General features: G+C 68.6%; 23 protein-coding genes. 14 read left to right on the plus strand and 9 right to left on the minus strand.

Translation table 11 applies throughout. From position 1 onward, the window contains the following. Window positions 1-213 precede the first annotated feature (213 nt). The 8 genes from ACZ6WN_RS29515 to ACZ6WN_RS29550 all read right to left on the minus strand — a co-directional run bounded on the left by ACZ6WN_RS29515 (window position 214) and on the right by ACZ6WN_RS29550 (window position 8,925). On the minus strand, window positions 214-777 hold the full coding sequence (locus tag ACZ6WN_RS29515) for a hypothetical protein (protein WP_218861832.1): 564 nt from the start codon (window positions 775-777) through the stop codon (window positions 214-216). Further along, window positions 777-1,457 carry a nucleotide-binding protein gene (locus tag ACZ6WN_RS29520; RefSeq protein ID WP_179661779.1) on the minus strand — a complete coding sequence of 227 codons (681 nt, stop codon included), beginning with the start codon at window positions 1,455-1,457 and terminating at the stop codon, window positions 777-779. The genes ACZ6WN_RS29515 and ACZ6WN_RS29520 overlap by 1 nt, the downstream gene beginning before the upstream one ends. A 716-nt stretch (window positions 1,458-2,173) precedes the next feature. Beyond that, on the minus strand, window positions 2,174-3,733 hold the full coding sequence (locus ACZ6WN_RS29525; RefSeq protein ID WP_179661780.1) for a ParB/RepB/Spo0J family partition protein: 1,560 nt from the start codon (window positions 3,731-3,733) through the stop codon (window positions 2,174-2,176). Between the two features lie 506 nt (window positions 3,734-4,239). Then, window positions 4,240-4,821, minus strand: a complete 582-nt coding sequence (locus tag ACZ6WN_RS29530; protein WP_179661781.1) for a Rossmann-fold NAD(P)-binding domain-containing protein — start codon at window positions 4,819-4,821, stop codon at window positions 4,240-4,242. Between the two features lie 237 nt (window positions 4,822-5,058). Continuing rightward, on the minus strand, window positions 5,059-6,111 hold the full coding sequence (locus ACZ6WN_RS29535; protein WP_465869859.1) for a PDDEXK nuclease domain-containing protein: 1,053 nt from the start codon (window positions 6,109-6,111) through the stop codon (window positions 5,059-5,061). Window positions 6,112-6,146: 35 nt separating this feature from the next. Beyond that, window positions 6,147-7,994, minus strand: coding sequence for a MarR family transcriptional regulator (locus ACZ6WN_RS29540; protein ID WP_179661782.1), 1,848 nt, complete (start codon window positions 7,992-7,994; stop codon window positions 6,147-6,149). 258 nt (window positions 7,995-8,252) lie between these two features. Further along, window positions 8,253-8,489 carry a hypothetical protein gene (locus ACZ6WN_RS29545; protein WP_179661783.1) on the minus strand — a complete coding sequence of 79 codons (237 nt, stop codon included), beginning with the start codon at window positions 8,487-8,489 and terminating at the stop codon, window positions 8,253-8,255. A gap of 124 nt (window positions 8,490-8,613) precedes the next feature. Further along, entirely contained in the window at window positions 8,614-8,925 is a 312-nt protein-coding gene (locus ACZ6WN_RS29550; protein WP_465869861.1) for a hypothetical protein, read from the minus strand. A gap of 390 nt (window positions 8,926-9,315) precedes the next feature. On the opposite strand from ACZ6WN_RS29550, the gene ACZ6WN_RS29555 reads away from it, so the two are divergent. From ACZ6WN_RS29555 to ACZ6WN_RS29620, 14 genes are all read left to right on the plus strand, one after another. Then, on the plus strand, window positions 9,316-9,984 hold the full coding sequence (locus tag ACZ6WN_RS29555; protein ID WP_179661785.1) for a hypothetical protein: 669 nt from the start codon (window positions 9,316-9,318) through the stop codon (window positions 9,982-9,984). A 38-nt stretch (window positions 9,985-10,022) separates the two neighbouring features. Further along, window positions 10,023-10,343: a hypothetical protein gene (locus ACZ6WN_RS29560; protein ID WP_179661786.1), complete on the plus strand. Its 321-nt coding sequence runs from the start codon at window positions 10,023-10,025 to the stop codon at window positions 10,341-10,343. Between the two features lie 31 nt (window positions 10,344-10,374). After that, on the plus strand, window positions 10,375-11,151 hold the full coding sequence (locus tag ACZ6WN_RS29565; protein ID WP_179661787.1) for a hypothetical protein: 777 nt from the start codon (window positions 10,375-10,377) through the stop codon (window positions 11,149-11,151). A gap of 35 nt (window positions 11,152-11,186) precedes the next feature. Continuing rightward, a complete protein-coding gene (locus ACZ6WN_RS29570) occupies window positions 11,187-12,584 on the plus strand; it encodes a hypothetical protein (protein WP_465869863.1) in 1,398 nt (465 codons plus the stop codon). 43 nt (window positions 12,585-12,627) lie between these two features. Then, a complete protein-coding gene (locus tag ACZ6WN_RS29575; RefSeq protein ID WP_179661789.1) occupies window positions 12,628-14,139 on the plus strand; it encodes an SCO6880 family protein in 1,512 nt (503 codons plus the stop codon). A 65-nt stretch (window positions 14,140-14,204) separates the two neighbouring features. Continuing rightward, on the plus strand, window positions 14,205-15,863 hold the full coding sequence (locus ACZ6WN_RS29580) for a hypothetical protein (RefSeq protein ID WP_465869864.1): 1,659 nt from the start codon (window positions 14,205-14,207) through the stop codon (window positions 15,861-15,863). Then, window positions 15,860-17,659 carry a type IV secretory system conjugative DNA transfer family protein gene (locus ACZ6WN_RS29585; protein WP_179661791.1) on the plus strand — a complete coding sequence of 600 codons (1,800 nt, stop codon included), beginning with the start codon at window positions 15,860-15,862 and terminating at the stop codon, window positions 17,657-17,659. The genes ACZ6WN_RS29580 and ACZ6WN_RS29585 overlap by 4 nt, the downstream gene beginning before the upstream one ends. Beyond that, entirely contained in the window at window positions 17,653-18,225 is a 573-nt protein-coding gene (locus tag ACZ6WN_RS29590; RefSeq protein ID WP_465869865.1) for a DUF4913 domain-containing protein, read from the plus strand. Before ACZ6WN_RS29585 ends, ACZ6WN_RS29590 begins: the two co-directional genes overlap by 7 nt. Continuing rightward, a complete protein-coding gene (locus tag ACZ6WN_RS29595; protein ID WP_465869866.1) occupies window positions 18,222-18,725 on the plus strand; it encodes a hypothetical protein in 504 nt (167 codons plus the stop codon). Before ACZ6WN_RS29590 ends, ACZ6WN_RS29595 begins: the two co-directional genes overlap by 4 nt. Before the next feature lie 3 nt (window positions 18,726-18,728). Further along, window positions 18,729-20,588 (plus strand): peptidoglycan DD-metalloendopeptidase family protein, encoded by a 1,860-nt coding sequence (locus ACZ6WN_RS29600; RefSeq protein WP_179661794.1) that lies wholly within the window; start codon window positions 18,729-18,731, stop codon window positions 20,586-20,588. 33 nt (window positions 20,589-20,621) lie between these two features. Further along, on the plus strand, window positions 20,622-21,728 hold the full coding sequence (locus tag ACZ6WN_RS29605) for a DUF2637 domain-containing protein (protein ID WP_179661795.1): 1,107 nt from the start codon (window positions 20,622-20,624) through the stop codon (window positions 21,726-21,728). Between the two features lie 98 nt (window positions 21,729-21,826). Next, window positions 21,827-22,546: a GNAT family N-acetyltransferase gene (locus ACZ6WN_RS29610; RefSeq protein ID WP_179661796.1), complete on the plus strand. Its 720-nt coding sequence runs from the start codon at window positions 21,827-21,829 to the stop codon at window positions 22,544-22,546. Beyond that, the gene (locus tag ACZ6WN_RS29615) at window positions 22,543-23,598 is read left to right on the plus strand and encodes a hypothetical protein (protein ID WP_179661797.1); all 1,056 of its coding nucleotides are present in this window, start codon (window positions 22,543-22,545) and stop codon (window positions 23,596-23,598) included. The genes ACZ6WN_RS29610 and ACZ6WN_RS29615 overlap by 4 nt, the downstream gene beginning before the upstream one ends. A 342-nt stretch (window positions 23,599-23,940) precedes the next feature. Beyond that, window positions 23,941-24,651 carry a hypothetical protein gene (locus ACZ6WN_RS29620; RefSeq protein ID WP_218861833.1) on the plus strand — a complete coding sequence of 237 codons (711 nt, stop codon included), beginning with the start codon at window positions 23,941-23,943 and terminating at the stop codon, window positions 24,649-24,651. On the opposite strand, the gene ACZ6WN_RS29625 is transcribed toward ACZ6WN_RS29620, so the two are convergent. After that, the gene (locus ACZ6WN_RS29625) at window positions 24,590-25,567 is read right to left on the minus strand and encodes a DUF1259 domain-containing protein (protein ID WP_179661834.1); all 978 of its coding nucleotides are present in this window, start codon (window positions 25,565-25,567) and stop codon (window positions 24,590-24,592) included. The genes ACZ6WN_RS29620 and ACZ6WN_RS29625 overlap by 62 nt on opposite strands. Between the last annotated feature and the right edge of the window lie 74 nt (window positions 25,568-25,641).

Below are 25,641 nucleotides of genomic sequence, written 5' to 3' on the forward strand. Positions count from 1 at the left end.
GCGACTCCCCCTCCCCCGGCTTCGGCCTGGGGGGGAGGAGGAGGAGGAGGAGAGAGGCCCTAGGCCGGCGGCGTCGAGACGCAGGAAGGCCCGGCAACCATCCGGAGTGGATTGGTTGCCGGGCCTGCTGTTGCCCTGGCGTGCTCCCAGATTGCTCGCCGGGGCGGTGCTGCGCGTGCTCCCAGATTGCTCGCGCTGCGTCTGTGGTGGTGGTTACGAAGTGGCGCGGACTCCGAGGAGGTCGCGGATCTCGTCCTCGGTCGTGGCGACCCCGCCGCCTAGAAGGGTCTCGGCCTCGGAGAGGAGCAGGTCGACGGCGACGCGGATCAAGGTGTTGTCGGTGAACCGCTCCCCCGCTCCCCCGCGGCGCTTGTTGAGCCGGCGGGTCAGGACGGTGAGTCCGTCGAGCTGCTCTTCGGTGAACCGGGCCTCCTTGCGGGTCAGCTGGAGGTAGCGCGGGCCGCCGTCCTCGACGACCGGGGCGGCTTTCGCGGGCTTGGTCTTGGTGGCGGCGGTCTTGGTGGCCGCGGTCTTGGTGGTCGCGGGCTTCGCGGCGCTCTGCTTCTTCGGTGCCGGCGCAGGGTTCGGCTCGGCCGTCTCCACGACGACCGGCGTCTCGACGGGTGCCTCCACGGGTGCGGAGGGGACGCTCTGCAGCGCCGGCGCTGAGCCGGCGTCCTCTGCCGGCGTCTCCTCACGCGGTTCGGACGCCTCGACGGGCTCGGGGGCGGTGCCCTCGAGGTTGGAGATGAGGTTGGTGAGCTTGGGTCGTGCCATCAGTTGACCGCCTTCAGGCTGGAGTCCCTCGTGACGTCAGCTGGGTTGTTGGCCCAGTGGGTCATCAGCTCGAGGGCGACCTTGCGGAAGTCCTCGGCGGCCCGCACGGCTTCGCGGTTGCTGCCGTACTGGGTGACGACCTTGCCCTCGATGGGGGCGTACTTGTGGATCTTGTATTCCTTGATGAAGTTGCGGAAGTGCGGGATGCCCGCGGACTTGAGCAGCTCGGCGGCGTCCTCGGCGTCCTGGAGCTCGCGCGGGGGCACCTTGTTGATCACCACGCGGTAGTCGACGCCTGCGGGAACGACGAGGTCCTTGATGGTGCGGATGAGCGGAGGGATCGCGAGGGGCGCGGGCTCGCTCGGCAGGATGGCGAAGTCGACCTGGCTCAGGACGGTGCTGAGCACGTCCTTGCCGTCGAGCGAGCCTGGGGTGTCGACGACGACGACGTCGTAGTCGGCCAGCCGGCGCAGGTGGGAGAGGTTCTTGGGGTCGGTGTCGTCGGCAACGTCGAAGGGCAGGTTGTCGCCTGCCTGGTCGGCCCAGTAGGCGGCCGACTTCTGGTTGTCGACGTCGACAAGGAGCACGCGGGCGCTCTGCTGAAGTACGGCGGCGAGGTTCATCGCCGTCGTGGTCTTGCCGATGCCGCCCTTCTGGCCGGCTATCGCGACGATCCACATATCGAGGCTCCTGTGAGTTTGGGACTCTGTAAGTCCGGTAGTTCCAAGCGCGACGTCAGCCGCGCTCGAAGTGCGGGGGTCTGTTACTTCGGTACTTCCGGAGTTTGCGGACTTCCGAAGTTTGGTCGTCCGGTTCTTCGGTAGTTCGGGACTACCGATGTTCGTTAGTGCCGGAGTTCCGGAACTCCGGAGGTCCTGTATCTTCCGGATCTTTCGGAGTCCGGGAGGTCCGGACTCCCAAGGTTCGTGACTCCGGTTGTACCGGAGTTCAGGCACTCTGTCTGTCCGACACTCCGAATGTCTGCAAGTTCGGCAGTTCGTAACTTCCAGAGTTTGTGATTCTGTTACTTCGTAACATCGGAAGTTCCGTACTCCGTTACTTCCGATGTTCGGTTCTCTGTTTCTTTGGTAGTTCCGGACTCTGTTAGTTCGGTATCGAGAGGCCATATTCCAGAGGTCCGGAGTCTGTGACTTACAGACTCCGGAAGAGCCTGATTCTGGAGTGAAGATGCCGAGGGTATGTCAGACAGAGTCCGATAGTTCGGGACTTACAGACTTCCGACTCTGAATTGAGAGTTGGTGACTCGTTCGGTCGTCGGGCGTGGTTCGTTGATGCCTGTCGGCGTCGCGAGGGGCGTTCTGAGGCGATCTCAGGCCCCTCGGTGGGCCCTAGGAGCCGCTTGCGGCTCCCAGGGCCTCAGATCGAGGATTTCGGATCAGGCGGTTTCGGCTGAGATTGCGTACTTCTCGACCTCGGAGAGGCCGTATCCGGCGCTGGCGATGAACCGGAGGTAGCGGCCGACGGCGTTCTTGGTGCCGTCGTGACGCCAGGAGTTGTCACGGATGTCGACCTCGTGGGCGGCCAGGACCTGGATCAGGACGGCCATGTAGGCGCGCTGGTCGGTGGCGGACTTGGCGGGGGAGAGGTCGGCGCGGGCGTACCCTTCGGGCTCCTTCTTGCCGAGCCAGGTGGCGGCGAGCCGGTTGGCGTCGCGCTCGTGGAGGATCTCGGCGTCGTGGCAGAGCGCCGTGGCGAGGAACGCTGCGGTGCCCTTCGGCGTGGTCTTGGACTTGGCGAAGGTGGCCAGCCAGTCGCGGCGTACGGGCTGCGTCGCGGCCCAGGCCTTGTTGTTCTCGATCACGAGCTTGCGACTGGCCGCTGCCTTGGCACGCTCCTCCTCGCTCATGTCCGAGGCCTTCACCTTGGTGCTGGTGCTGCTGCCCCAGGAGTAGGAGTCGTGGTGACCGTGCTTGCGCCAGCCGCTGCATCCGAACACCGGGGCAGGCAGCGACATCCTGCGGGCGTCGGCCTTGAGGTCCGCGACCTGGCTGTCGTAGGTGCTCCATGCCTCGTCGTCGGCGTCCTCGTCGGGCTCCTCCGGCAGGACGACCGGGTCACCGTCTCGGTCGACCCACACCTGGGCCTGGCTGAGCCAGGCGACGTGTCCGGGGCAGGTGGCGTGCGTCTCGACCGTGAGGGTGGTGGTGTCCTCGGAGGAGATCTGCAGCCGGGTCAGGGCCTTGGCGCTGTTGTCGTCGTATCCGGGCTGCTCGATGACGGTCACGGACGCGGCGGCGAGGTCGGCGAGGACCTTGGCCTTGGCACGAGCCATGATGCGCTCGTCGCGGGCACGCTGGGCGGCGTGCTCGAACTGGCCGTCGTGGGCGGCGAGCACGAGCGTCTTGACGGTCTCGGCGTCGTCCTCGAACTCGGCCACGGTTGCCGCCTGGTCGAGGGTGAGCGTGTCGTAACGCGCTGCAGCCTTGCGGGCGATCTCCGAGCCGGACACGGCCAGGGCGGTGTCGACGGTGTCGCGCTTGATGCGGGTGCGCTTGGCGATCTGGGCGGGGGAGAGGCCGAAGGCAGCCAGCTGCTCGACGACTCCTACCTCTTCGGAGGTGGTCAGACCGGCGCGGTGGGTGTTCTCGTCGCGCTGGGCGATCACGCGGGCGACCTCGTCGGCGGTCTCGGTGGAGTCGGCTCCGGCGATGTAGACCGGCACGGTCTCGCGCTTGGCCTCGATCGCGGCCAGGGTGCGGCGCTCGCCGAACCGGACCAGCAGGTCACCGGTGGCGGTGGTGACGGCCACGATGGGCTCGAGGACTCCGACCTCGGTGATCGACCGCGTGAGGTCCGCGAAGGCCTCGTCACGGGGGACGGTGCGGATGTTGCGCTCCAGGAGGAGGGTGCTGGGGGCCACGTGCACGGTGGTCCCTGCCTCGTACGCCTCAGGCGTGGCCTGGATCTTGCTGGTGTTCTTCTGAGTGGTGGTCATGACTGACCCTTCCTGCGCCGGGACAGGGTGGGTGGCTTCTGGGTTGCCGACCCTTTTTTCGCCCTCCCCGGGCAAGGAGAAGCAGGACGGCCGGTGGAGCGACGGAGCGCAACCACCGGCACCGGCTGGAGGCCAGGAACATCGGGGAGGAAATAAGCGGAGCTTGCGGAGCGCCGGACCGATGTTCCTGGGTGGAGGCCGGCGCCGTAGGCGCGGTGGTTGCGTGGAGGAGCGCGGCCGTCATGATTGGACGTCCGGGGAGGGAGAAAAAGACAAGGGCTGTGCCGGCGTACGCCGGCTCGATCCCGGCGGAGCCGGGCCGTGGGCCTTTCCCGCTCTTGATCTGGAGCGCAAGCTGGCCGTTCGTCGCCGGTTGATCTCGGTGAGCTAGAGGCTGGGCAGTTACAGGTTCAGCCTGTAAAGTTGAAGGCGTAGCCTCCCCCGGCGCGGGTGTGAGGAAGTGAGCCTGGGATACCGCCGTAGGGCGGGACCCAGGTTTCGCGCTTTTAGAGGTAGACGTCGAGTTCGTCGATGGGTGCCCTGAGACTGCTCTTGTACGAGGGGTCGCCCCGGCGTGCTGCTCCGACAGCGCCGGCGATGACATCGGGGATCCAGAGCATCGGCTCGACGTTCGGGTTGGCGAAGTCGACCCGAAGTGCGCCGGTGAGCGTTCCGCTGCTTCGCATTGCGTCGACCATCTTCAAGTCCTGACGGTTGAGTCGTGCGGTGCGGGTCTCGAACCATGCTTGGGTGATCCCGGTGTGCTCGAGCTCTGGGAGGAGTCGTTCGAGGCACTTGCGGCGCGCTCGCTCTTGCCGGCGGGGATCGATCGGGCTGGCGACGACGATCGTGTGAGCGAGATCGAGCTGGCCGAAGGCCTCCGCGATGCGGGCCTTGGCCTTGGGGAGCTCGTGATGCCAGTGGAGGCGACCGCCGACTCGGCGAACCAGGCCTCGCGCGGTGTCACGGTGCTGGTCGCAGTCGGTGGGGTCGGCTATGGCGGCCGCGATGAGGTAGAAGCCGGCGTCGAGGTGGATCGACTCGTCGACCCAGGCGTGGAGGGTGAAGTCGGCTTGCTCGTTGCTCACCGGGTGATTGTCTCGGATGGCACCGACAGATTCTGGGGTCACGCGGCGAACCTTGGGGCTTGTCGGCGGCTAGTGTCGCGGGGTCACGCGACACCGCATGAGGCTGGCCGGTGTGGTCGAGGTTGAAAAGCTCTCCCGGCGGGGAGCCTGAGCGTGGGAGGATGGAGCGGCAACGGCCTTGTAGGCCCGCGAAGTAGACCCGGCAGCCCTCCGGACGGTGGGCCAGCCGGGTCCGCGCTATTTCCGGCCTGCCTGCCCGGCCTTGGAGTCGTCGGCGCCGTCGATCGCGCCGAGGACTTCGGTGGGGGAGGGGAGCAGGTCGCGTACGTCGTCGGGGAGCGTGTCGTAGGTGTAGCGGGCGATCGCGACAGGTTGGTCGATGGTCTTCAGCGCGTACTCGACCACTCCGTCGTGCTTGTCGGCGCACAGGAGGATGCCGACGGTTTCGGCATGGGTGTCGGTGTCTCGGAGTCGGTCGTCGACGAGGGCGACGTAGAAGCCGAGTTGGCCGGCGTCTCGTGGTGTGAACCTGCCGCTCTTGAGCTCGATGACGACGTAGCGCAGCTGGGTGACGTGGAAGAAGAGCAGGTCGATGTAGAAGTCGTCGCCGTCGACCTCGAAGTGGACCTGGCGGCCTACGAAGGCGAAGCCGCTGCCGAGCTCGGCCAGGGTCTGCTGCATCCGGTCCATGAGGGCCTGCTCGAGGTCGCGCTCGAGCCGGGGCCGAGTCTGGGCGAGGAAGTCGAAGACGTACGGGTCTTTGGTCAGCTCGCGGGCGAGATCGGTCTGGGTGGCGGGGAGCGCCTCGGTGAAGTTCGAGGGAGCCGCGCCGATCCGGCGGTGGAGCTGGCCCATGATCATGTTGAGGAGCACGTTGCGCGACCAGCCCTCCGCGGCGGCCGCGGCGGCGTACCAGTCACGGGTCGGTTGGTCGTCGAGCTTGTCCAGGAGCACGGTGACGTGGCCCCACGGAAGTTCCCCAACAGGTTGTTGGGGAAATGCGTCGCCCGGGTAGGCGCGGGCGAATCTGCGCATGTACTCGAGGCTGCTGCGTGAGAACCCGCGCATGTCAGGGAACTCGTGGCGTAGATCCGCGGCGAGCTGGGTGATGACCCCGGTGCCCCAGCCGTCGCGGGCCTGGCGCTCCAGGATCGTGTGGCCGATCTCCCAGTAGAGGCTGAGGAGCTCGGTGTTGACCTTGCGGACGGCGCTCAGCCGCGCGGATCGGACGCGGTCCTTGAGCCGGGCGAGGACCTCGGCGTATCCGTCGGGAACGGCGGGCGTGCTCACGAGCGTTGCTCCTTCACGTCAGGTGGGTGAGTCTCTCAGACGGCGACGGCACCGAGTTCGCGCTCGAGGAGCTCCAGGAGGCTAGTGGTGTCATCGAACCATCGTGGCGGGGGATCGGCTGGTTGATCGGGTCCTCTGTCGAGGCGTGAGGGAGGGTCAGGGTTCTGGGCTGGCTGCTCGCCGGCGGCGAGCAGCTGCGGGTCGAGGCGGCCGCGAGTGGTGAGCCAGTGGCGCCAGATGGCGCGCTCGGCTCGGTAGCGGGCCATCTGGGCGCGGATGGCGTCGGTGATGCCCCAGGCTTCGGCGAGCTGAGCGAGCGAGGCGTCTCCGAGACACCACCCACCGCCCTGATCTGGGGGAACGCGTTCGGCCAGGCCGTGGGTGGCGAGGGTCTGGAGAGCGTCGTAGGTGCTGGTGACCCCGACGCGGGCGAGCCTGGCGAGCTCGCGCCCGCCGATGGAGGCCTCGCCACGGTGGCGAACCTGCTCGAGAGCGGCGTAGACGAACGCGGCCGGCAGGCCGAGGTCGCGGAAGACGGGTCGGATCGCGTGGATCCGGCCGGCTCGCCACGGCTTCTCCGCACACTTAGCGGCCAGGAGAGGCGGGATGCGGAGTTCGTACGCGTGGGCGTGGACGCCCTTGGCCCGACGGACGATCTGCAGGAGGAGCCGGTCGGAGGGCTGGTCTTCCAGCAGCCGCAGTACCCGGCCGACCGTGCTGTGATCCAGGCCGGTGGCAATCGCGAGGGAGCGGTTGCCGTGCTCGACGACGCGGCTCTGGGTGAGGGCGGCGGCTTCGGCCAGCGCGTAGAGCACCGCGCGTACGCCGAGATGGGTCTCGGGTCCGTGGAGGAAGTCGACGGCAGCCAGCCATTCCCGGACCCATTGGGAGATCGCAGCGGGACGTTGCACTATCGCAGACCCTGGTCGCTGCCCCCGCTGTGTCTTATGCGGGCTTGTGGTGCGTAGGCGAACGGAGTTATCCCGGTGTGATTCGCGACGTCGCTTTTCGAAGGACAGGGCGCGTTGCCAGTCGCGGCTCAGCGCCTTGTGCCGGTGGCCGGCCGAGTAGCGGGCGTAGAAGGAGGCGAGGCCCGGCCAGGTCCCGTCCTCGATGCGGCGGGCGACGTCGACGAGCCGCCAGCCCGCGGCCGCGGACGCCCACAGGACGGCCTGGCGCGCCTCAGACGGGCTGGCGTACCGGGTGGAGTCGTAGTCGCCGGTGCGGGCGACGGCCTGGAAGTTGTCCGAGGGCGCTGCGGTGTATCCGGGCAGCGGGTCGAGCTGGGTCTCGTCGTCGACCAGCTCGATCGGTGATGCGGCCGGAGCCGGCAGCGGGCCGTGGTGACGCTGCAGCTCGGCGGTGAACCGATCCCAGGCCTCAGAGGCGTTGGGGCTCTCCAGGACGGCGACGGCGTGCTCGAGCGTGCAGTCGAGGACCTGGTGACCGCCGCTGCGGTGGACCGAGCCCGGCGGGCGGATGCAGCCCTCGGAGATCCCGGACATGGGCAGCTTGTCGGCACTGGTCAGCCGGTGCTCGAGCATCCGGGAGGCGTCGCGGGCCTCGGTGAACGGGATGCCGCCAGCGACGGGCACGTACAGGTGCCGGCCGCCGCTGGGGGAGTGGTCGGAGAACCACGAGGTCAGTCCAGCGGCCTCCAGGAGCCCGATGAGCGCGACAAAGTCGCGCTCGACGGTGGGCTCGGGGCCTTTGGCGTCGAGGTCGACCACGAACACTGGGGCGCAGCCGTTGTCGTCGTAGAGGAGCACCGCGGCAGGCTGAGACGGCAGGGTGCCGGTGATCGTGCGCTCGTGCTTGCGCCGGTAGTTGCGGCCGTCGCGAGCGACTCGGACGCGACCCCGGGCTGCGAGGCGGGGCGCCAACGTCGCCCACACCTGCTCCGCGCGATTGGGGACGCCCGGTACGCCACTGCCGACACGACGCGCCGGGACTTGTGGCGCATTCAGTGCGCGGCTTGTTAGAGTAGGTAGCACAAAGCCACCTCGATCTCCTCTGGGAAAAGGGAACGGGTTGTCATAAGTCGGAATCCCTGAGTTGGTAGCTCAGTCCGAACTCTTCGAAGGTCCTCTGTTGGTAGCAGACGGGCCTTCGGGCGTTTTCGGGGTCTTGCCCCGATCAAGTCAGCCGGTCATGCGGAGCTCCAACTCCGGGTCGCGGCCCAGTTTGCTGCCCCAGAGGGGCTTTCCGGTGGCGTCGACCTGGTCTTGGTCGATGAGTGCGTCGAGGTACGCGGACACAGAGATCCCGAGTGCATCGGCGGCAGCGTTGGCCTTCTCGCGGGTGGACGTACGGATCGTCCCCTTGATCTGGGCCGTACGGCGATGTTCGCCGTGGCGGCGACCTTTAACAGCTGGCATCGGGCTTCACCTCCGGAATGTCGAGTAGTTCGTTGAACTCAGATCATTCCGGTATCGACGAAAAAACGGCCCAATTTGACGCGGCGTGTCGCCGATCTCGCCCCGCGTTAAAAACGGCGCAAATTCACTCAGGGATGCTGTATCGACGGAGCGCCTCGAGGAGATGGTGCACGCGGTCCTGATCAACCACGTACCGACCAGGCCTCCGGCCACGGGCCGGTGGGTCAGCGATCACCACGCCGGCGTCCAGGAGGAGCCGTGTGTTGGTCGAGACGAGCTGGTTCGGAATGTCGAGCGTCGTGGCGGCGTCCTGCTGGGATCCAGGGGAGGTCCAGTAGTAGCGGATCAGTGCCACCAAGGTCTCCGATCCGAACACCCGCACCGCGATTGTCACGCTCATGGGCGGAGGAGGATCGGGGCGGATGAGGCGGGGCACGACGCCATTGTGCCGCTGCCGACCGACGCCTGCGGCAGGGGCCGATCGGTTGGGGGCTTGCTCTTTCGCGTTTGTCCCGTGTTTAACACGGGACTATGTTAGCGTAGAGCCTGCAGGGGAGGGTGCTTCTACGGCTGACGTAAGAGGTTTTCGCCGAACCTGTCTCAAACGAAACAATTTTTGTTCCTTCATGTTTGAACTCGCGAATCCGGGGAATAACAAAGGGAGACTCACCAAATCTGGGAGGGAACGCATGACCAGCACCAGCTCGGGCTGCGGCCAGGGGCATGGAGAGACATCTGTTTGGCCGAAGGTGTCGGCGCTGCGCTTTACCGTGGCGGGGACGGATCGCGTCGTAGGCCACTCGCAGTCGCTCGGGAGGCGATGAAGATGGCGAATCAGGTGTTCGCCCCAGGCTGGGGTCTCAAGATGGGGATCAGCCATCTCGGCTACGGCCAGCTCCCGTCCGGGCGACCGGGCACCGGCGCCACCGGCGGCCTGTGGTGGCTCGGCGTCGGTGTCCCTGAAGCCCCGGTCGGCCTGGTGAAGGCCACCGTCGGACTTGGCGAGGACGCACAGAGCATCTGGCCGCCCTACGTCGGGCCGCCGAGCGCAGGTCCTCGCGCGACGGTCGTCATCGTTTGCTGGGCGACCGTAGGGGGAGCCGAGGCAGCAATGGCCGCTGCGACGCAGCACGCCCGCCAGGAGCTCTCGACCGACGCCGGCCTGGCCGGCGTCCTCGCCGTCGAGATGCCGGGGAAGCGGCAACCGCGGGACGCACGCCGCCGCCTTGCCCACGTGCAGAGCCTGGTTCCCCGGGTATGGACCCTCCCGTGGGAGCCGACTTGGTCGACTCGGACCTTCGATGGCGAGTGGGCACCCTCGGCGATCGCCGATGAGATCCGCACCGACCTGGAACTGCTGCCGATGGCGTCGACCACGGCCACAGCACCCGGTCCGCAGCTACCTCCGCCGGCCCCGCCGGTGGCGCGCCTCGAGGTGGGCGCCGGAGCCGGCGTCCAGCCGGGCGTTCAGGTCGTACAGATCGACCAGCCGTAGAGACCAGACCAAGTAGAGATCACCACGAAGGGGAAGTGATGTTCACCAGATTCATGTTCGAGGCCACCGAGGCGACAGCCTCGATCCAGACGTACGCCATGGGGCTCCCAAGCGGGACGGCACCCGACATCAGCCCGCGGCGACCTCCCGGGATGGAGAAGTTCGACACCATCGCCGGGTGGGTCTTGGTGCTCGCGATCCTCGCGCTAGTCGTGTTTGTCGTCATCGCCGGCGTCCGGATCGCCGCTGCGTACCGCGACGGCGAGCAGATCCCCGGTGGCGTCAAGGCACTCGGCTGGGCGTGCGTCGGCTGCATCGTGGTCGGCTCCGCCTCCGGCTTCGTCAGCGCTCTCATCTAACCCACCCAGTCTCCGAGAGGACGACAGACAGATGGCTAATCAGCCCGACAGAGATGACACCAAGCAGCGATCCATCTTCGTGACCGCCGCCATCGGTGGCCTGCTGGTCATCGTGATCGTCCTCGCTGCTGCCCTGGTGTTCAGCAACCGGGATGGCGCTCCGACAAGTGATCCCACCGGGGGAGGTGACCCGGCGACCAGCGGCTCACCCGCTTCCACGGCGCCCGCCGTGCCTGAGGGCTTTGTCACGCTGCCAGCGCCAGCGACCTCGGAGAACGGGTATCCGATCGGATACCCGCACAATGACGAAGGCGCCGCTGCGTTCGTGGCCGCGTACGAGGTGTCGCAGGTCGCCCTTCTGGACTATGACAAAGCCGAATCGTGGGCCCCGCTGTACATAGCTCCCACCGCGGAGATGAGCTACTCCGACGTAGCCGAGAACCTCGTCACGCTCCAGCGAAAGAATCTTGGGGTGGAGCTGAATGGGCCTGCGCCAGCGGGACCATCAGCAGCTGCCGAGCTTGAGGGAATCAAGTGGGAGGCAGTGGCGACGGATGTCTACCTCGTCAGCGTATCGATGAGTGTCGAACTCACGAAGGGAGACGGCTCCACCTCTGAAGTGCCCGTAGCCACCGGAGCGGTGGTCTATTGGGAAGGCGACCGCTGGTGGATCGACCTCACCGGCTCCCGGTTGCCCGATCTCGAGGAGTTGGAGGCGCCGCAGTACGCCAAGCCAGGAACGGCGGCCTATACGCAGGCTGGCTGGCAGGTGGTCAAGAACAGCGACTGGAAGGGCTCTCTCCTATGAGGACCCGCTTCCGTGCTCTCTTCGCGGCCATCGTCGTGGCACTCGTCCTGATCGCACCGGGCTGGAGCGATTCCGCGACGGCCGCGGACACCAAGTCGAGCAACCCGATGTGCAACCTCCCCGCGCCGATGCGGCCTCCGAGCTGCCTGATCGAGAGCGGCATCAACAAGGGCAAGGAAGAGGTCAAGGAAGCGGCGGTCGAGATCGCTGGTGACGCAGCGTCGAAGTGGCTGCAGAAACTGGCTGAGGAGTCGCAGGCGACGGCGGGCGCCTTCATGACTGAGACGTTGACGTGGTGGACACGCTATCCGTCGGCCTCACCGACCGAGCGCGGGTCCGCCGAGCCACGGGGGACCGTGGCCTGGATGCAGTCGCACCTCTCCTACCTGACGTCGTTGATCGCCGTATGCGGGGTCGTCGTGGCAGGGGTCATGGTGGCGATGTATCAAGCCCGCGGCCTGGAGATCCTCGCCGGCGGGATGGGCCGGTTCCTCGTCGGCTGGTGGATAGCGATCCCAGGGATGGGGCTGCTGATCGCCGGCGGCGACAGCCTCGGGCGGTGGTTCCTCGACAGCGTCGACAAGCAGGCACTCGGCAAGCAGCTGATCGAAGTCACGACATCGGACGAGGCCCTCGCAGGCAACTTCGCAACGGGTGGCAGCGGAACGATCCTGGCTGCTCTGTTGATCGGGATCGTCGCGACGATCGCTGCCCTGGTCCAGTTGTTTCTGTCGGTGCTCCGTGACGGGCTGGTGCTGATCGTCGCCGGCACCCTCTCCCTCGCCGCCGCGGTGTCGTTCTTCAAATGGGGCAAACCCTGGTTCGACAAGGCACTTGCCTGGGGAATCGCGCTGATCCTCTACAAGCCGATCGCCTGTTTGATCTACGCGGCCGCCCTCGTCCAGTTCGCAGGCGCTGAGGGGCTGCGAGGCGCCCTGTCGGGGCTCGCGCTCCTAGTGGCGTCAGTGCTCGCGCTGCCCGCGCTGCTGCGGCTCACCACGCCCGCGGCCGCCGCCGTCACCAGCGGCGGAGGCGGCATGGGTGGCGCCGGACTCCTCGCATCCGGGATGCGAGCTGGTGGACCGTCCGGGGCGGTGCCGGTGAGTTCGACCCCGTCCTACGCGCGGTCGACCGGCGCCGCGACCGGCCCGGCGACGATGACGCAGGGCCCCGGTCCTAACGGACGAACGCAGTCCTACGAGCCCTCCGGAGCAGCACGGGCGGGGGCGAAGACGGGCACCGGCCCGGCTGCGTCACGTGCCGCAACAGCCACTGGGACGAAGACCGCCGCCGGTGCTGCAGGAGGCCCGCTCGGGGCTGCAGCGGTCGTGGCCGCCGATGCGGGCCGCAAGACCGGTGCGGCGATCAAGCGTGGAGTCCAGCACGGCACCGAAGACGGTGGCGGGGCTGGGCCGTCCGGAGCAACCAAGTAAGCCCACCCCGTTCTCGGGGTACTCGACCTAGGGGATAGACACAGTGACCACGTCGACGGTTAACGAGCGTACGTACGGCAACTTCCAGGCTCCTCCGCGAGCGGGGCTGTGGGGCCAGGGCCTCGTGGCCACCATGCTGGGAGTAGTCGGGATCGGGATCTCGATCCTGGTGCTCGTACTCACCAGCACCTTCCTTGTTCCTTTGATCCTGCTCGGCTTGACTGCCGCGATCACGCTCCCGTTCGTGATACGAGTCAACGGCGACCCAGCGGCGGTACGCCTGCTCGCCGCGATCACGGGCTCTAGAGCGGCTGCGAAGAAGCACAACGCCTACCTCTCAGGGCCTCTCGGGGTCGTGCCTGGCGGCACCCACCGGCTCCCGGGCCTGCTGACAGCGACCGACGCGTTCGAATTCGCCGCGGGCGGGCGCCGCTTCGCGCTGTTGTGGCACACCCGCGCTCACCGCTGGACCGTAGTGATCGCCTGCTACCCCGAGGGACAGGACCTCGTCGACGACGACGTCCTCGATCGCCGCGTGGCCCGCCACGGCTCGTTCCTCGCAGGCTTCGCCACCGACAGGGACGTGGTCGGGATCCAGCAGCTGGTCGAGCTGGTCCCGGACCCGGGCGGCCGAGCGAGAGACGCGATCGTCAAGCAGATCACCCCATCGGCGCCCGAGGCCGCCCAGGCAGCAATGTGGGCCGCCGCCGCGAAGCAGGGCACCGGTCAGACGAGGGTCGGGTCACGGACGTCGGTGACCTGGCGTACGCCGGAGACGATCAAGGCGCGGCCGCGGGAGGAGCGGCCCGAGCTGATGGCGACCTGGGTCGCGGCCAAGCTGAACTCGATCTGCACTGACCTGCAGACCGCGGGGGCTGGGGTGGCGCGGCCGATGGAGCTCCTGGAGCTGGCCGAGGAACTGCACCTCGCCTACGACCCCGCCGCGGCGCGCGATGTGGACGAGCAGCGGATCAGCCGGCACCGGACTACCGAGTGGGAGGACGCAGGCCCCGCCGCGATGATCGAGCGACCGGGGGATCTGCTGCACGACTCAGGTCGGTCTGTTTCGTGGTCGATGGTGAAGGCACCCTCGAGCGATGTCGACCGCAACGCACTCCTGCCGCTGCTGGCAGCCGAATCGGGTGTGCTGCGCAAGCGGCTGTGCATCACCTGGCGGCCTGAGCCAGCCGATAAGGCGCAGGCGAGGGTGAAGCGCTCGATCCGGGCCTCGATCTTCAAGGCCTCCGCCGACAAGATCGGCGACGCCGGTGACGACCTCGACATGTCGGCGCACCGCTCGACGCAGCGGGAGCTGCGCAAGGGCGCGGCGCTGCTGAACTTCTCGATGCACCTGACCATCACGATGCCCGCCGAGGTCGACGAGTCCGCGGTCTCCTCGACGGTGGAAGCGATGGAGGCCTCCGGCCGGCAGGCCGACGTCGCGCTGCGCCGCTGCTGGAGGCACCAACAGGTCGGGTTCACCGCAGCGCTCGGTGTCGGGGTCATCCCGGCCGAGCTCTCGGTGATGCCCCGCGTGATCCGGGAGAACCTCTGATGGCGCGCCGTACGACCCAGCAGGGGAGTGGGCAGCAGTCGACCCGCTCGGAATCGAGCACTCTCGTGGGTGCGCTTCCGGGGATGCACCCCGACCGCGAGGCCGTCGAGGACCGTCACGAGCCGCTGCGCCCTGGCCGCGGCTGGGCTAAGCCAGGCGGCGGTCTAGTGCCGTGGGTCTCCGCACCGGTGGAGTACCACGCCTCCAGCGTGCAGGCGTGCGGCCTATGGCCGCACGTTGTCGGCGCTTCCACCGGTGGCGTCGGTGCGCCGCTGGGGGAGCATCTGCACTCCGGTGAGGCCGTGTTCGGTGACCCGCTCGCGATGTTCCGGGCGGGCATGATCCAGAACCCGGGCTGCGCAGTGCTCGCGCTGACCGGGCGCGGCAAGTCGACGATGATCGCCCTGATGGCCACCGGCGCCCTGGCGCGTGGTGACCAGGTCTTCTTCCCGGCCGACCTGAAGCCCGACTACTCCCAGTTCGTCACCGCGATGGCCGGCCCGCAGGCCGTGACCAAGTTCGGCCGCGGGGCGGGATCGATGAACATGCTGGACCCCGGCGACGCGTTCAAGGCCGCCGACACCTACAAGCACCGCGACCCGCAGCTGGCCGAGAAGCTCCGCGCTGAGGCGATCGGCCGGGCCCAGGACATCACGGTGGCGATGTTCGAGGTCTACCGCCGTGCGCCGCTCGACCAGAACGACGACGAGCTGCTGCGCGAGGCGATCAAGATCGTCCTCTCTGGCTACGAGTCGGGTTCGACCCCGACGTTGCCGGACCTGATCCGGTTGATCCGGACCGGTAACCCGACGCTGCGGGATCTGACCTTGACCGAGACGCAGGAGGCGTACGCGGAGGCGATCCACGATCTCCTCCGCACCATGGTTTCCTTCGACCGAGGTGACTTCGGCGCCGCGTTCGGCCGGGCGTCGACGGCGCACGTGTCGATGGACTACCCGACGATGTCGATCGACGTCTCGGCGGTGCAGGGCGCCTCGGACAAGCTCCTGGCCGGCGTCCTGTACTCGTCCTGGGCACACACCTTCGGGGCGATCGAGGTCCACCACCTCATCGCCGATGCCGGTCATCACCCCCGCCGTCACCAGATGGTGGTGCTCGACGAGCTGTGGTCGGTCATCGGCGCCTCGGCCGGTATGGCCGCTCGCGTCGACGCGCTCACGCGGACGAACCGGACCCAGGCGGTCGCCAACGTGCTGTGCACGCACACCTTCCGTGACCTGGAGGCTGTGCGAGACGAGTCAGCCCGAGAGAAGGCGCGAGGGTTCGTGGAGCGCTCGGGCATGGTCGTGGTCGGCGAGGTCCGCTCCCACGACCTGCAGGCGTTGCGGGACTCGCTCGGCAAGGTCTCCGCACGCGAGGTCGAGGAGATCGAGTCGTGGGGCGAGGGAGAGTCGATCGACCCGGCCACCGGTCGGATGGTCGCCGCCTCGCTGGGCAAGTTCTTGATGAAGTACGGCTCCAAGCCCGGCGTCCCGTTCAGGACCGACCACTCTGCGATCGCGCACCTCATGGACACCTCCTCGAGGTGGCGGGAGCCCGAGAGCAAGCTGCAGGCGACGCGGGTGCCACCGCGCACGACCTCGCCGGCACCGGTGGGTCTGCGCGATGAAGACACGGCGCCCTCGGCTCCGGCGACGGCTTCGGCTGCCGGCGACCCGGCGGCTGCCTCGATCGCCGGCGAGACCGCGCGGGGCACCGCATGAGCCGCCGCGAATCGGTCGAGCACCGGCACCGGACCGGCGACTGGGTGACCTGGGTCGGGCCGCTAGTCGGGTTCGGCGTCCTGACGCTGCTGCTGGCCTACTGGGCCGCAGCGCTGCTCACCGGTGCCGCTCAGGGGCGTACGCCGTTCTCGTTGCCGATCGAGCAGGTCACCGGCTCCATGCCGGCACCGGGTCTGGCGACCTGGATCGTCTTCGCACTGCTCGTGCTGATCCCGGCGACCCTCGTGTGGGTCGCGCTGGTCCGCTGGGGTGGCGGCGTACGACGTGGGCGTTCTCGCCTCGACGACGCCGCCGGCCGGATGGGTCGCGGCAAGGAGGACCTCGAGGAGTTCCTGCCGGCCGGCGCCCGGGCGAAGGCTGAGCGACTTCGTCCCGGAGGCCTCGGGAAGGGCGATGGCGAGGTTGGTCCCGCGATCGGCCGGACCCTGACCGGTCCGCGTCGTGTGATGCTGCGTCAGTCCTGGGAGGACTGCTCCATCGACATCTACGGCCCCCGACGCGGCAAGAGCTCCGCGCGGGCGATCCCTGCCATCCTGGACGCGCCCGGCCCGGTGGTCGCGACGGCGAACAAGGTCGAGCTCTACCCCGAGACCTGGCAGCACCGCGCGACCAAGGGTCGCGTCGACCTCTACGACCCCCAGCACCTGATCGTCAACAAGAACACGCCGGCGGCGTGCTGGTACAACCCGCTGACGCAGGTCGACGGGCCGGTCGCGGCCGCCGAGCTGGCCGAGATCTGGCGCGTCGCCGCAGTAGACCCCGAGGCGCGCACCGACGAGTACTTCTCCCCAGCCGGCAAGGAGCTGGCCGCGAACCTGATGCTCGCGGCCGCGGTCCGCGGCGGCACCCTGATGGACGTCTACAAGTGGCTGCTTGACCCCGAGACCGAGGAGCCCGAGCGCACGCTGGCCGATCACGGGTTCGAGCTGCCGGCCTTCTCCATGCGCGAGCTGCGTACGACAACGGTCAAGCAGCGCGACGGTGTCTACGGTGGTCCTCGGATCTGGCTGAGGCCTCTGGTCGACGCACACACGGCGCGGTGGGTGACCCCGGGCAACGGACGCCAGTTCGACCCGGTCGAGTTCGTCGAAAACCCCAACACGCTCTACCTGCACTCCCAGAAGGGTGCCGGCTCTGCGGCGGCCCTGGTGGGGTCGCTGGTCAAGGGGATCTTCGACGCGGCGAAGGCCAAGGCCGGCACCATGGGTCGACTCGATCCGTCCCTGCTGGCGGTGCTCGACGAGGTGGCCAACGTGTGCCGTCTCCCAGACCTGCCGGAGTACTACTCCCACTTCGGGTCCCGCGGGATCAACATCATGGCGTTTCTCCAGTCCTACAAGCAGGGCCGCAACCTGTGGGGCGAGCACGGCATGGACGCCCTGTGGGGTTCCGCGACCGTCCGCGTCTATGGCGGGGGAGAGGGCGACACTCAGTTCCTGCGGTCACTGGCCGAGCTCATCGGCCGCCACACCGTTATCGATCGCACCCGATCGGTTGGGCAAGGCCCGCGCGGGGTGACGCTCTCGGAGCACCACGCCCGCGAGTTCACCCTCGACGTCGACGACCTCGGCTCCCTGCCGAAGTGGCGCGCCGTCATGTTCACCCAGGCCGGTCGACCGGCCATGTTCGAGCTGGCCCCCTACTTCCGTGACCCCGAGCTTGCACGCGTCGTCACCGCCTCGAAGGAAGCCTTCACCGAGGCGCTGGGGACGCGGACTCTGCCCCACCTGGTCCACAGCCTTGACGGGCTGGCCCCGAAGGAGCTTCCGTGGTGACCGATCCTTTCGGCGTCGACGAGCTGGCCGTCGACGACGTCGCCGACGGCCAGCTCGTCGACCGTGACGCCCCCAGCGAACCGGACACCGGCGCTGCCCCTGCCCCCGCGGAGACCGCAGCGGAGGAGCCTCAGCCGCGGTTCTCCTCGGTGGTCGAGTTCGTCGAGCAGTGGCTCGCCCCGATGCTGCGGCGTCGGGTGAACACCAAGCTCGGCGGTGCCGATGACCTGCACTGGTGCCCCCGCTGGTGGGCGCACGAGGAGGTCGTCGACCGCCTTAGCGCGACCTGGCGCGCGTGGGAGGGTGCCAGGATCGCCCCGGACCCCGGTGCGATGGCGGGCTGGTGGCTCAGCGTGCTCGACCCGATGATGGCCGCGATCACGGACCGCTACACCGGACCGTTCGCCGTGTGCCGCGACGGGCACGCCGACGTGATCGCACCGCTGCCGCTGGAGCCGTACACCGCCGAGGCCGCGGCGCAGATCGCCAACGCCTACGAGACCGCAGACGTGGAGGTCGCCTACGACCCCGAGACCGGCGAGATCCGCAACGAGGAGCAGTCATGATGAGGCCTACGTCGATCCGACGCGCCCTGGCCGGGGCGTTCGCTGTCTCAGCGCTGCTGCTCAGCGGCTGCGGGAGCGACCCCGCGCCGGCACCGTCCCCCTCCGCTGGTGCCTCGTCCGCTCCGGCGACCATGGCGCCGCACGACGAGCTCGAGGCGCCTCCGACCACGGCGTCGGCCGCCGAGCAGGACGCCGTGACGGCGGCCCGCCGGTTTCTGACGACCTGGGCCGCCCCGGATCTGTCCTATGGACAGTGGTGGCCGCGTGTGAAGCCGCTGCTGTCCCCGCAGGGGCAGCAGGACTACGCCGCCGTCGACCCGGCGAACCTTCCTGCGCTCACCTTCACGGGCAAGTCGCGTGTGGAGGCCTCGAGCGTGGCCACCGCGGTCACGGTCTGGCAGCCGACCGACCTGGGCGAGTTCGGGGTTCGGATGTCGCGCACATCCGAGACTGCAGCCTGGCTGGTCGCCGAGGTCACCTTCCCCGAGGGGGTGCACTGATCCATGGCGCAGCTCGGGGCAAAGCCGATCATCGGGGCCGGCACGGCGGGGCTCGTGCTGGTCGTGTTCGTGGTGGTCATGCTGCTGACACCGGCCGGCCAGGAGGCCGCTGCCTGCGGTCCCGGCGTGAACACCGCGTTGGGCACGCTGCCGGCGTCCTCGGCCTCGGGGAAGGTGCGGGTCGCGCAGGCCAACATCCCGCAGCGCTCCGGGATGGGCGGCTACCGCACCTCGATGAGCCGGTTGCTCAGCGTGGAGCCGGACTTCATCACGCTCAACGAGCAGGCCGGCCGCAGCATGGACCAGATCCTGTCGGCGGCGCCGGGGTACGCGGGCTTCCGCTCGGACGACGCCGGTCCCCGGGGCCAGCAGGGCCAAGCGCTCGACACGGCGGTGCTGTGGCGCGCCGACACCTGGGAGCAGGTCTCGGCGGGCCGCGTGCAGGTCGTCGAGGGCGATCGGGTCAGCTACAACGGCGCGGTACGGACCTGGAACCGCTACGCCACCTGGGCGCTGCTGGCCAACGACGCCGGCGAGATGGTCTCGGTCGTCTCGGTTCACCACATGACGAACCCGGCGAAGTACGGGCCCGACCGGCCTCGCCGCGCTCAGCTCTACGGGCAGGGCATGGATGCCTTGGCCGGGCTGATCACGACCCTCGGGGCGAAGGGACCGGTCCTGGTAGGTGGAGACTTCAACGTCTCGGCGAACCAGCGCGAGTCGTGGGCTGCGCCGGCGAAGATGAGCGCGCTCGGTTACAAGAGCTACGCGAAGGCGGTCGACTTCGTCTTCTACCCGGCCGCTCAGGGTGCGACCTCGACCAGGTCGTGGTCCGGCCCGATGATCTCGGACCACCCCTGGATCGCGGCCGAGATCGACCTCGCCGAGCCCGGCGAGCAGCCGAGCGCCGCGCCCGCGGCCGACACCGCCGCGGGCCTGCCGAAGGTCTCGGGGCTCGATGGTGAGCAGCTGCGCAACGCGGCCGCGATCATCGCTGCCGCCCAGGCCAAGAACGTCTACGCCGGCTATCCCGACGGACTGCCGGCACGCGCCTGGGCGATCGGGGTGATGACCGCGATCGGTGAGTCCGGGCTGCGGGTCCTCGACTACGGTGACGCGGTCGGCCCGGACAGCCGCGGGCTGTTCCAGCAGCGCGGCAACGGATCGTGGGGTTCCTACAACGATCGGATGGATCCGACGACGTCGGCGACGAACTTCTTCAAGGCGATGGTCAAGGTCGACCAGTGGGAGACGATGACCCCGACCCAGGTCGCGCACAGCACGCAGCGCAACGCCGACCCCAACCACTACACGAAGTACTGGGACCAGGCCGTGGCGGTCACCGCCGCGCTGAAGGGGTCCTCGGTCGTCGCAGCACTCGGTACCCTGAACTCGCCGATGTGCACCGAACCGGTGATGGGATTGGCTGGCGACGGAACCTACGTCTACCCCGTCCCGGCGTCGTTGATCGGCTCCGACCGTCGCAACTACGGGCAGTCTGGCTCCAACTGGGCACACGTCCACACCGGCACCGACTTCTCGGTCGCCTGCGGCACCCCGGTCTACGCCGTCAACGCCGGCCGAGTGATCCACAAGCCGACCTCGTGGGGTGGCCCCAACATGATCGGCGTCACCGATGGCCAGGTCACCACCTGGTATGCGCACATGCAGGCCGCCGACGTCGGCAATGGACAGAGCGTCGCGGCTGGCCAGCAGATCGGGCGCGTCGGCTCGGAGGGCAACTCCACCGGCTGCCACCTGCACCTGGAGGTCCGTACCCCGGCATCCAGCCCCGGCGTCATCGACGGGGCCCAGAATCCGACCACCTGGCTCGCCAAGAACGCCGGCTCCAACGCCGCCTGACCAACGTCCCCCGCACTCGGAGAGGTAATCCCGATGACCAGCACCACCGCACAGCCCGCAGCACCGGCGCAGCAGCGATCGCGCGGCCTCATCCTCTTCGGCGCCGTCTCGGTCGCGCTCATCTCGACCGCGGCGGCCTACCAGGCGATGGTCGGATTCGGCCTCGACGTGCTCGCGATGGGCACCATCACCGCCTTCGCCTTCGCGGGCGTCTTCGAGCTCTCGCTCGTCACCGTCGCGCTGATGGCTCGCGAGGCCAGCCAGCACGGCCGCCCCGCAGGCACCTTGCTGACCCTCACGTGGATCATGTCTCTGGCGTCCGGGTTCTTCGCCGGCTGGCACGAGATCCACCTCGGTCACCCCGTCGCGGCCGCCGCGTTCCGGTTCATCGTGCCGCTCCTCGCCGCGCTGATGTGGCACCTGGCCCTCATCGGCGATCGGCACCTCGCCAGCGGCCGCACCTTCGCGCAGCTCCGCGCCGACGCCCGCCTGGCCGTGATGTTCCGCGCTACCCGCATCGCTGAGCGGGCCTACCACCGGCACCAGCTCGCCAACACCACGCGCACCAGTCGGCAACTCGAGCGCGCCCAGGCCCGCCAGGACCGCGCCGAGGATCGAGTCCTCGACACCGTGCCGCCGGCCGACGTCCGCGCCGCCGTCACCGAGTGGCGCGCCGCCGTCGTCGACGTCGCCGACGCCACCACCGACATCCGCCTCCACGAGAGCCGGCGCCTGATCGCGCTGCGCGCGCCCCGCGACCTGGCCCACAACACCGGGACCGTGCACGTCGAGCAGCTCTTCCCTGCGGCCGAGGCCCCGACGATCGCCGGGGAGCTCAACGGTGCCGAGGGCGACCACGAGCCCGCAGAAACCGAAGTCGAGCGGGCACAGTCCGCCCAGGCCTCCACCCGACCGCACCTGGTCACGGTGAAGGTGCCCGCTGAGGGGACGAGCAAGGCCACCTCGACCGCGGCCACGGCACCGACCCAGCGCGCCCGCAGCGCCAGAGCAGCCACGGTCCGACAGCGGGTCGCCGAGCTCCGCGAGGAGGACCCGGAGCTGACGAACAAGGACATCGCCAAGCGACTGGCCATGAGCGAGCGGACTCTGTACCGCTTCCTCGGTGACCGCGCGAACTGAGCGTGCTCACACCAACGGGAAACTCGGGAGGAACCACGATGGGTAAAGGTGCCAGGAACAGGGCACGTCGCCAGGCGGCCGCCACAGCACGTGGAGCGATGGTCCGCGACCGCCGCACCGTGAACCTGTGGCCCGGTCTCGTCGACGGGGTCACTCTCAGCACTCAGACTCGCGTGCGGCTCGCGCGCCCCGAGGATGAGCCGGCGCTGCGCCGCTACATCATGGAGGCGACCGAGGACCCCGAGGTCGCCGATCCGGCCAAGACGATCCCGATCGCCTGCCCCTCGATCACCGCGGGGATGCGTGAGGGCAAGGACGGCTTCATCACGGGTCTCGCGCAGGAGTGGACTCAGGTCGGAACCGGGACGGGTGATGGCCGGATCGTCGCGGGCTTCTCCCTGGTGGCCGTCGACGACGACGATGACGATGACGTCCTCGGTTCGGTGACGGTGTGCCCGCCCTACAGCTTCTTGAGCAATATCCTCGACGGGTTCCCCCTCGAGGAGCAGAGGAAGCTCGTGTTGCAGGCTCAACTGGGGATCTCGAAGATCGTCGCGGTGGCCGTGCGCGAGGATCTCCGTGGCGAGGGGATCGGCGCCGACCTGGTCAGCACCGCACTGCAGGTCATCCGGCGCTGCAACCTCGGCATGATCACCTTCGGCAGCTGCGAACCGAGCCGAGCAGCGTTCTACCGCCGCCTCGGGTTCGCGATCGCATCGGTCGCGCAGCCCATCGACCTGTATATGGCCCTCGGGATCCACGCCATGGTGTCCACCCCCGACCACCACATCTTCAGCATGCGACAGGAGCCGCGATGACCAAGGACATCCACCGCGCCGAGGACGCCGACGATCTCACCGAGGTGACCGGAGCCGATCTGCTCAAACCGCTCAAGGAGCTCGAGCCGACAGACGATCTGATGGATGCTCTGAGCCAAGCAGGTCGGATCACCGACGTCAGCGTGCTCGACCTGGCGCGGTGCCGCGCCGAGCTGGCTGACGCCGGCCTGGTGGTGCCGGACTTGAACGCCCTCGCGAATGAGCTGGCCGAGGGCCGCGAGCTGCGCGGTACGACGGCGTCAGTAGGCGCCGTCACCGCCGTCCTGACCCTCGCAGCGGCCCTCCTCCTGGGCGTCGTGTGGTCAGGGGCCGAGCTCATTGATCTGGACTTCCTCGACAGCCTCGCCTCCGGCACGACCGTCGTCATCGCCACCCTGGCCGCGATGGCGGCCGCCTTGGGTGTCTGGTGCGTCAAGGTCGCCGAGGTCAGCGTCAGCGACCTCTTCACTCACCAGACGACGCTCCCAGCCCTGACCAGCCATCGCCGCGCGCTGGGCATCATCACGGGGTGCGTGAGCCAGGAGCCACTCTCCTGGGAAGGGCGGCCCCTGCTGCAACGGGCGAGCGCTGCGGCGTCGTCGATCGCCCGCAGTGAGGTCTGGTCCTCGGAGATGTTCGACACGCATCGCGTACGGGTCGACCTGGTCGAGGAGGTCCGACTGGTCGCTGAGCGTGTCCGGGTGCTGACCTCGGGCACGAGCGGCGGCAACGTCACCAGCGCGGAGATGCGCAAGGCCCTTCTCGATTCGACCACGGCACGGCTGGCCGCGCTCCAGCAGTACCGCGACCAGGTGATGGCCGTGCAGCGAGCGGCCGACCGACTCCACCGGGCAGAGCTCGAAGAGATCGGCTCGGACAGGTTGGTCGACTGGCTCGCCAAGACGGGCGCCGACGAAGGTCAGGTCGCTGAGCTGAACAGCATGGCGGCTGAGTCACGCGCGGCCGCCCAGGCGATCGCCGACACGCTCGCCGCGATGCAGCCCACGTCAGCCATCTTGACGCATCGGCGCACCGATGAGAGCGGCACCTAGGAAGACACACAACGGCACTTGGATGGGGCCCCGCGAGCGTCTCTCGCGGGGCCCATCGGCTTCCAGGGCCCGGCTGCATCGTGCAGGGTTGCGTCTGGTCGAGGCGTGGCGGGCGCGGGCGACCAGGTCGTATCCCTCGGACCTGGCCGCCGCAGCGCGGCCGGTGCGGCTGACGTTGTTGGCGGCGTTGTGTTGGACCCGGCAGGCTGAGATCACTGATGCGCTGGTCGATCAGCTGCTCGCGCCGATCTTGAAGATCAACACCCGCGCAGACCCGAAGGTCGAGCGTGAGCTGACCGAGGATCTGCGCCGGGTGCGAGGCAAGGAGGGCATCTCGTCCGGGTGCTCGCCCAAGCGGCGGTCGAGCACCCGGACGAGATGGTGCGTACGGCGTCGTTCCCGGTGGTCGGCGAGGGCACCCTGCGCGACCTGGTGCGTGAGGCCAAGGCCAACCAGCGGGCCTTCCCAGGCCCGTGTCCGTACGGTGCTGCACTCCGGCTACGCCCACCACTACCGGCGGATGCTGCCCCGCTGCTCGCGGCGCTGGAATTCCAGTGCAACAACACCGTCTACCGGCCCGTCATGGACGCCCTCGATCTGCTGGCCCGTTACGACGGCGTCGACGGGAAGCACCGCTTCTACGCCCCAGCCGACCAGCCGCCAATCGACGGGGTGGTCCCGGCCGCGTGGCGCGAAGCGGTGGTCGACGAGCAGGGCCGCATGGAGCGGGTCCCCTACGAGCTGTGCGTGTTGGTCGCGCTGCGTGACGCGGTCCGCCGCCGCGAGGTATACGTCGCCGGCGGCCTGCGGTGGCGCAACCCCGAAGACGACCTGCGCGGCGTCGGCGCCTTGTTCTCGGACGAGCATCCCGCCATCAACGCGTGGAGCAACATCGGCACAAGCGGCGCGGTGGCCTTCCGGAAGAATCCGATTCCCTCGATCTTTCGCATCGATGATCAGGTCTCAATCGTGGTTGGACCAGCCGCGCTGCTCAACTGGCGGGCTGGATGTCGGTCGAGTCCAGCGCTCGGCGGAGCGCCTTGGCCAGTGTGATGCCGTCACCGGTCGCCCAGAAGTGGGCGTAGAACAACCGGGGTTCCTCGGTGAAGGAGTGGTTGTGGACCTCGACGAGGGCGATGCCACCTTCGCGGAGCGCACGGATGACCTGCTGTACCTCCGGTGCGGTCATGGCGAAGTCGCCGTTGACCGCTGCGCGACCGCCGCCGAGGGGCTGGAAGTTGATCGCAGTGGTGAGTCCGAGCGTCGGGGGCAGGACGTGACCCTCTGCGGTCATGGTCTCGGCGCGGGCGACGCTGAACTTGTAGATCCCGCCATCGGCGGTGCCCGTGCGGCCTATCGCCTTGTCAATGCCGGCAGTGTCGAGGTCGACCGGCGGCTGCGGCGCGGGCTGCGCGGGTGCAGGGATCCCGGTGGCACCCAGCGCCGCCTTGAGCCCGCGGGCGAGCTCGGCGGGGTCATCGCCCATGGCGTGGATGTGGGTCCACCAGATCGCCGGGTTCTGCCGCAGGAGGTGCTTGTGTACTGCGGTCTGCTCGATCCCGTGGGCTTGCAGCGCGTCGGTGACCTTGGGCAGTTCGGTCTCGGTGACCACCAGGTCGCCCATGAGCATGACGCCGTCGCGGTACTTGGCGAAGGCGGCGTAACCGCCCAGCGACAGGCCGGGCTTGATTGCCACGCCGTGCGAGGTGACGTGCAGGTCGGTGCGAGGCAGGCCGATCCGGTAGACGGTGTTGTTGTCGCCGAACGTCCCGGTCCGCCCCAGCGCGTCGGTTACAGGCTTCCAGTCCGCGTCCGTTGTGGGAATCGGCTCGTGGCGCCCGTGACCCGGACTGGAGTGGGTCGCTGCCGCCGGTTCAACTGTGTCTGTGGACGTCCCGCAAGCTGCGAGCCCGACCAGCAGCAGTGCTGCCAGCGGTATGGCTCCCCGACGAACCGTGCGGGCGATCATGAACGACATGGTGCTTTCCTTCCCGAGGGACTCCAACGGAGCCAGAGTATTTTTTAGGTTGCACAACTTCTCCA

It is taken from the genome of Nocardioides sp. NPDC054178 (assembly GCF_055585005.1).

What these genes read in the sequence shown, in the direction of transcription:
- ACZ6WN_RS29515 (WP_218861832.1), bottom strand. Translation starts at nt 777, where the DNA reads ATGGCACGACCCAAGCTCACCAACCTCATCTCCAACCTCGAGGGCACC.
- ACZ6WN_RS29520 (WP_179661779.1), bottom strand. Translation starts at nt 1,457, where the DNA reads ATGTGGATCGTCGCGATAGCCGGCCAGAAGGGCGGCATCGGCAAGACC.
- ACZ6WN_RS29525 (WP_179661780.1), bottom strand. Translation starts at nt 3,733, where the DNA reads ATGACCACCACTCAGAAGAACACCAGCAAGATCCAGGCCACGCCTGAG.
- ACZ6WN_RS29545 (WP_179661783.1), bottom strand. Translation starts at nt 8,489, where the DNA reads ATGCCAGCTGTTAAAGGTCGCCGCCACGGCGAACATCGCCGTACGGCC.
- ACZ6WN_RS29555 (WP_179661785.1), top strand. Translation starts at nt 9,316, where the DNA reads ATGGCGAATCAGGTGTTCGCCCCAGGCTGGGGTCTCAAGATGGGGATC.
- ACZ6WN_RS29560 (WP_179661786.1), top strand. Translation starts at nt 10,023, where the DNA reads ATGTTCACCAGATTCATGTTCGAGGCCACCGAGGCGACAGCCTCGATC.
- ACZ6WN_RS29565 (WP_179661787.1), top strand. Translation starts at nt 10,375, where the DNA reads ATGGCTAATCAGCCCGACAGAGATGACACCAAGCAGCGATCCATCTTC.
- ACZ6WN_RS29585 (WP_179661791.1), top strand. Translation starts at nt 15,860, where the DNA reads ATGAGCCGCCGCGAATCGGTCGAGCACCGGCACCGGACCGGCGACTGG.
- ACZ6WN_RS29595 (WP_465869866.1), top strand. Translation starts at nt 18,222, where the DNA reads ATGATGAGGCCTACGTCGATCCGACGCGCCCTGGCCGGGGCGTTCGCT.
- ACZ6WN_RS29600 (WP_179661794.1), top strand. Translation starts at nt 18,729, where the DNA reads ATGGCGCAGCTCGGGGCAAAGCCGATCATCGGGGCCGGCACGGCGGGG.
- ACZ6WN_RS29605 (WP_179661795.1), top strand. Translation starts at nt 20,622, where the DNA reads ATGACCAGCACCACCGCACAGCCCGCAGCACCGGCGCAGCAGCGATCG.
- ACZ6WN_RS29610 (WP_179661796.1), top strand. Translation starts at nt 21,827, where the DNA reads ATGGTCCGCGACCGCCGCACCGTGAACCTGTGGCCCGGTCTCGTCGAC.
- ACZ6WN_RS29615 (WP_179661797.1), top strand. Translation starts at nt 22,543, where the DNA reads ATGACCAAGGACATCCACCGCGCCGAGGACGCCGACGATCTCACCGAG.
- ACZ6WN_RS29625 (WP_179661834.1), bottom strand. Translation starts at nt 25,567, where the DNA reads ATGATCGCCCGCACGGTTCGTCGGGGAGCCATACCGCTGGCAGCACTG.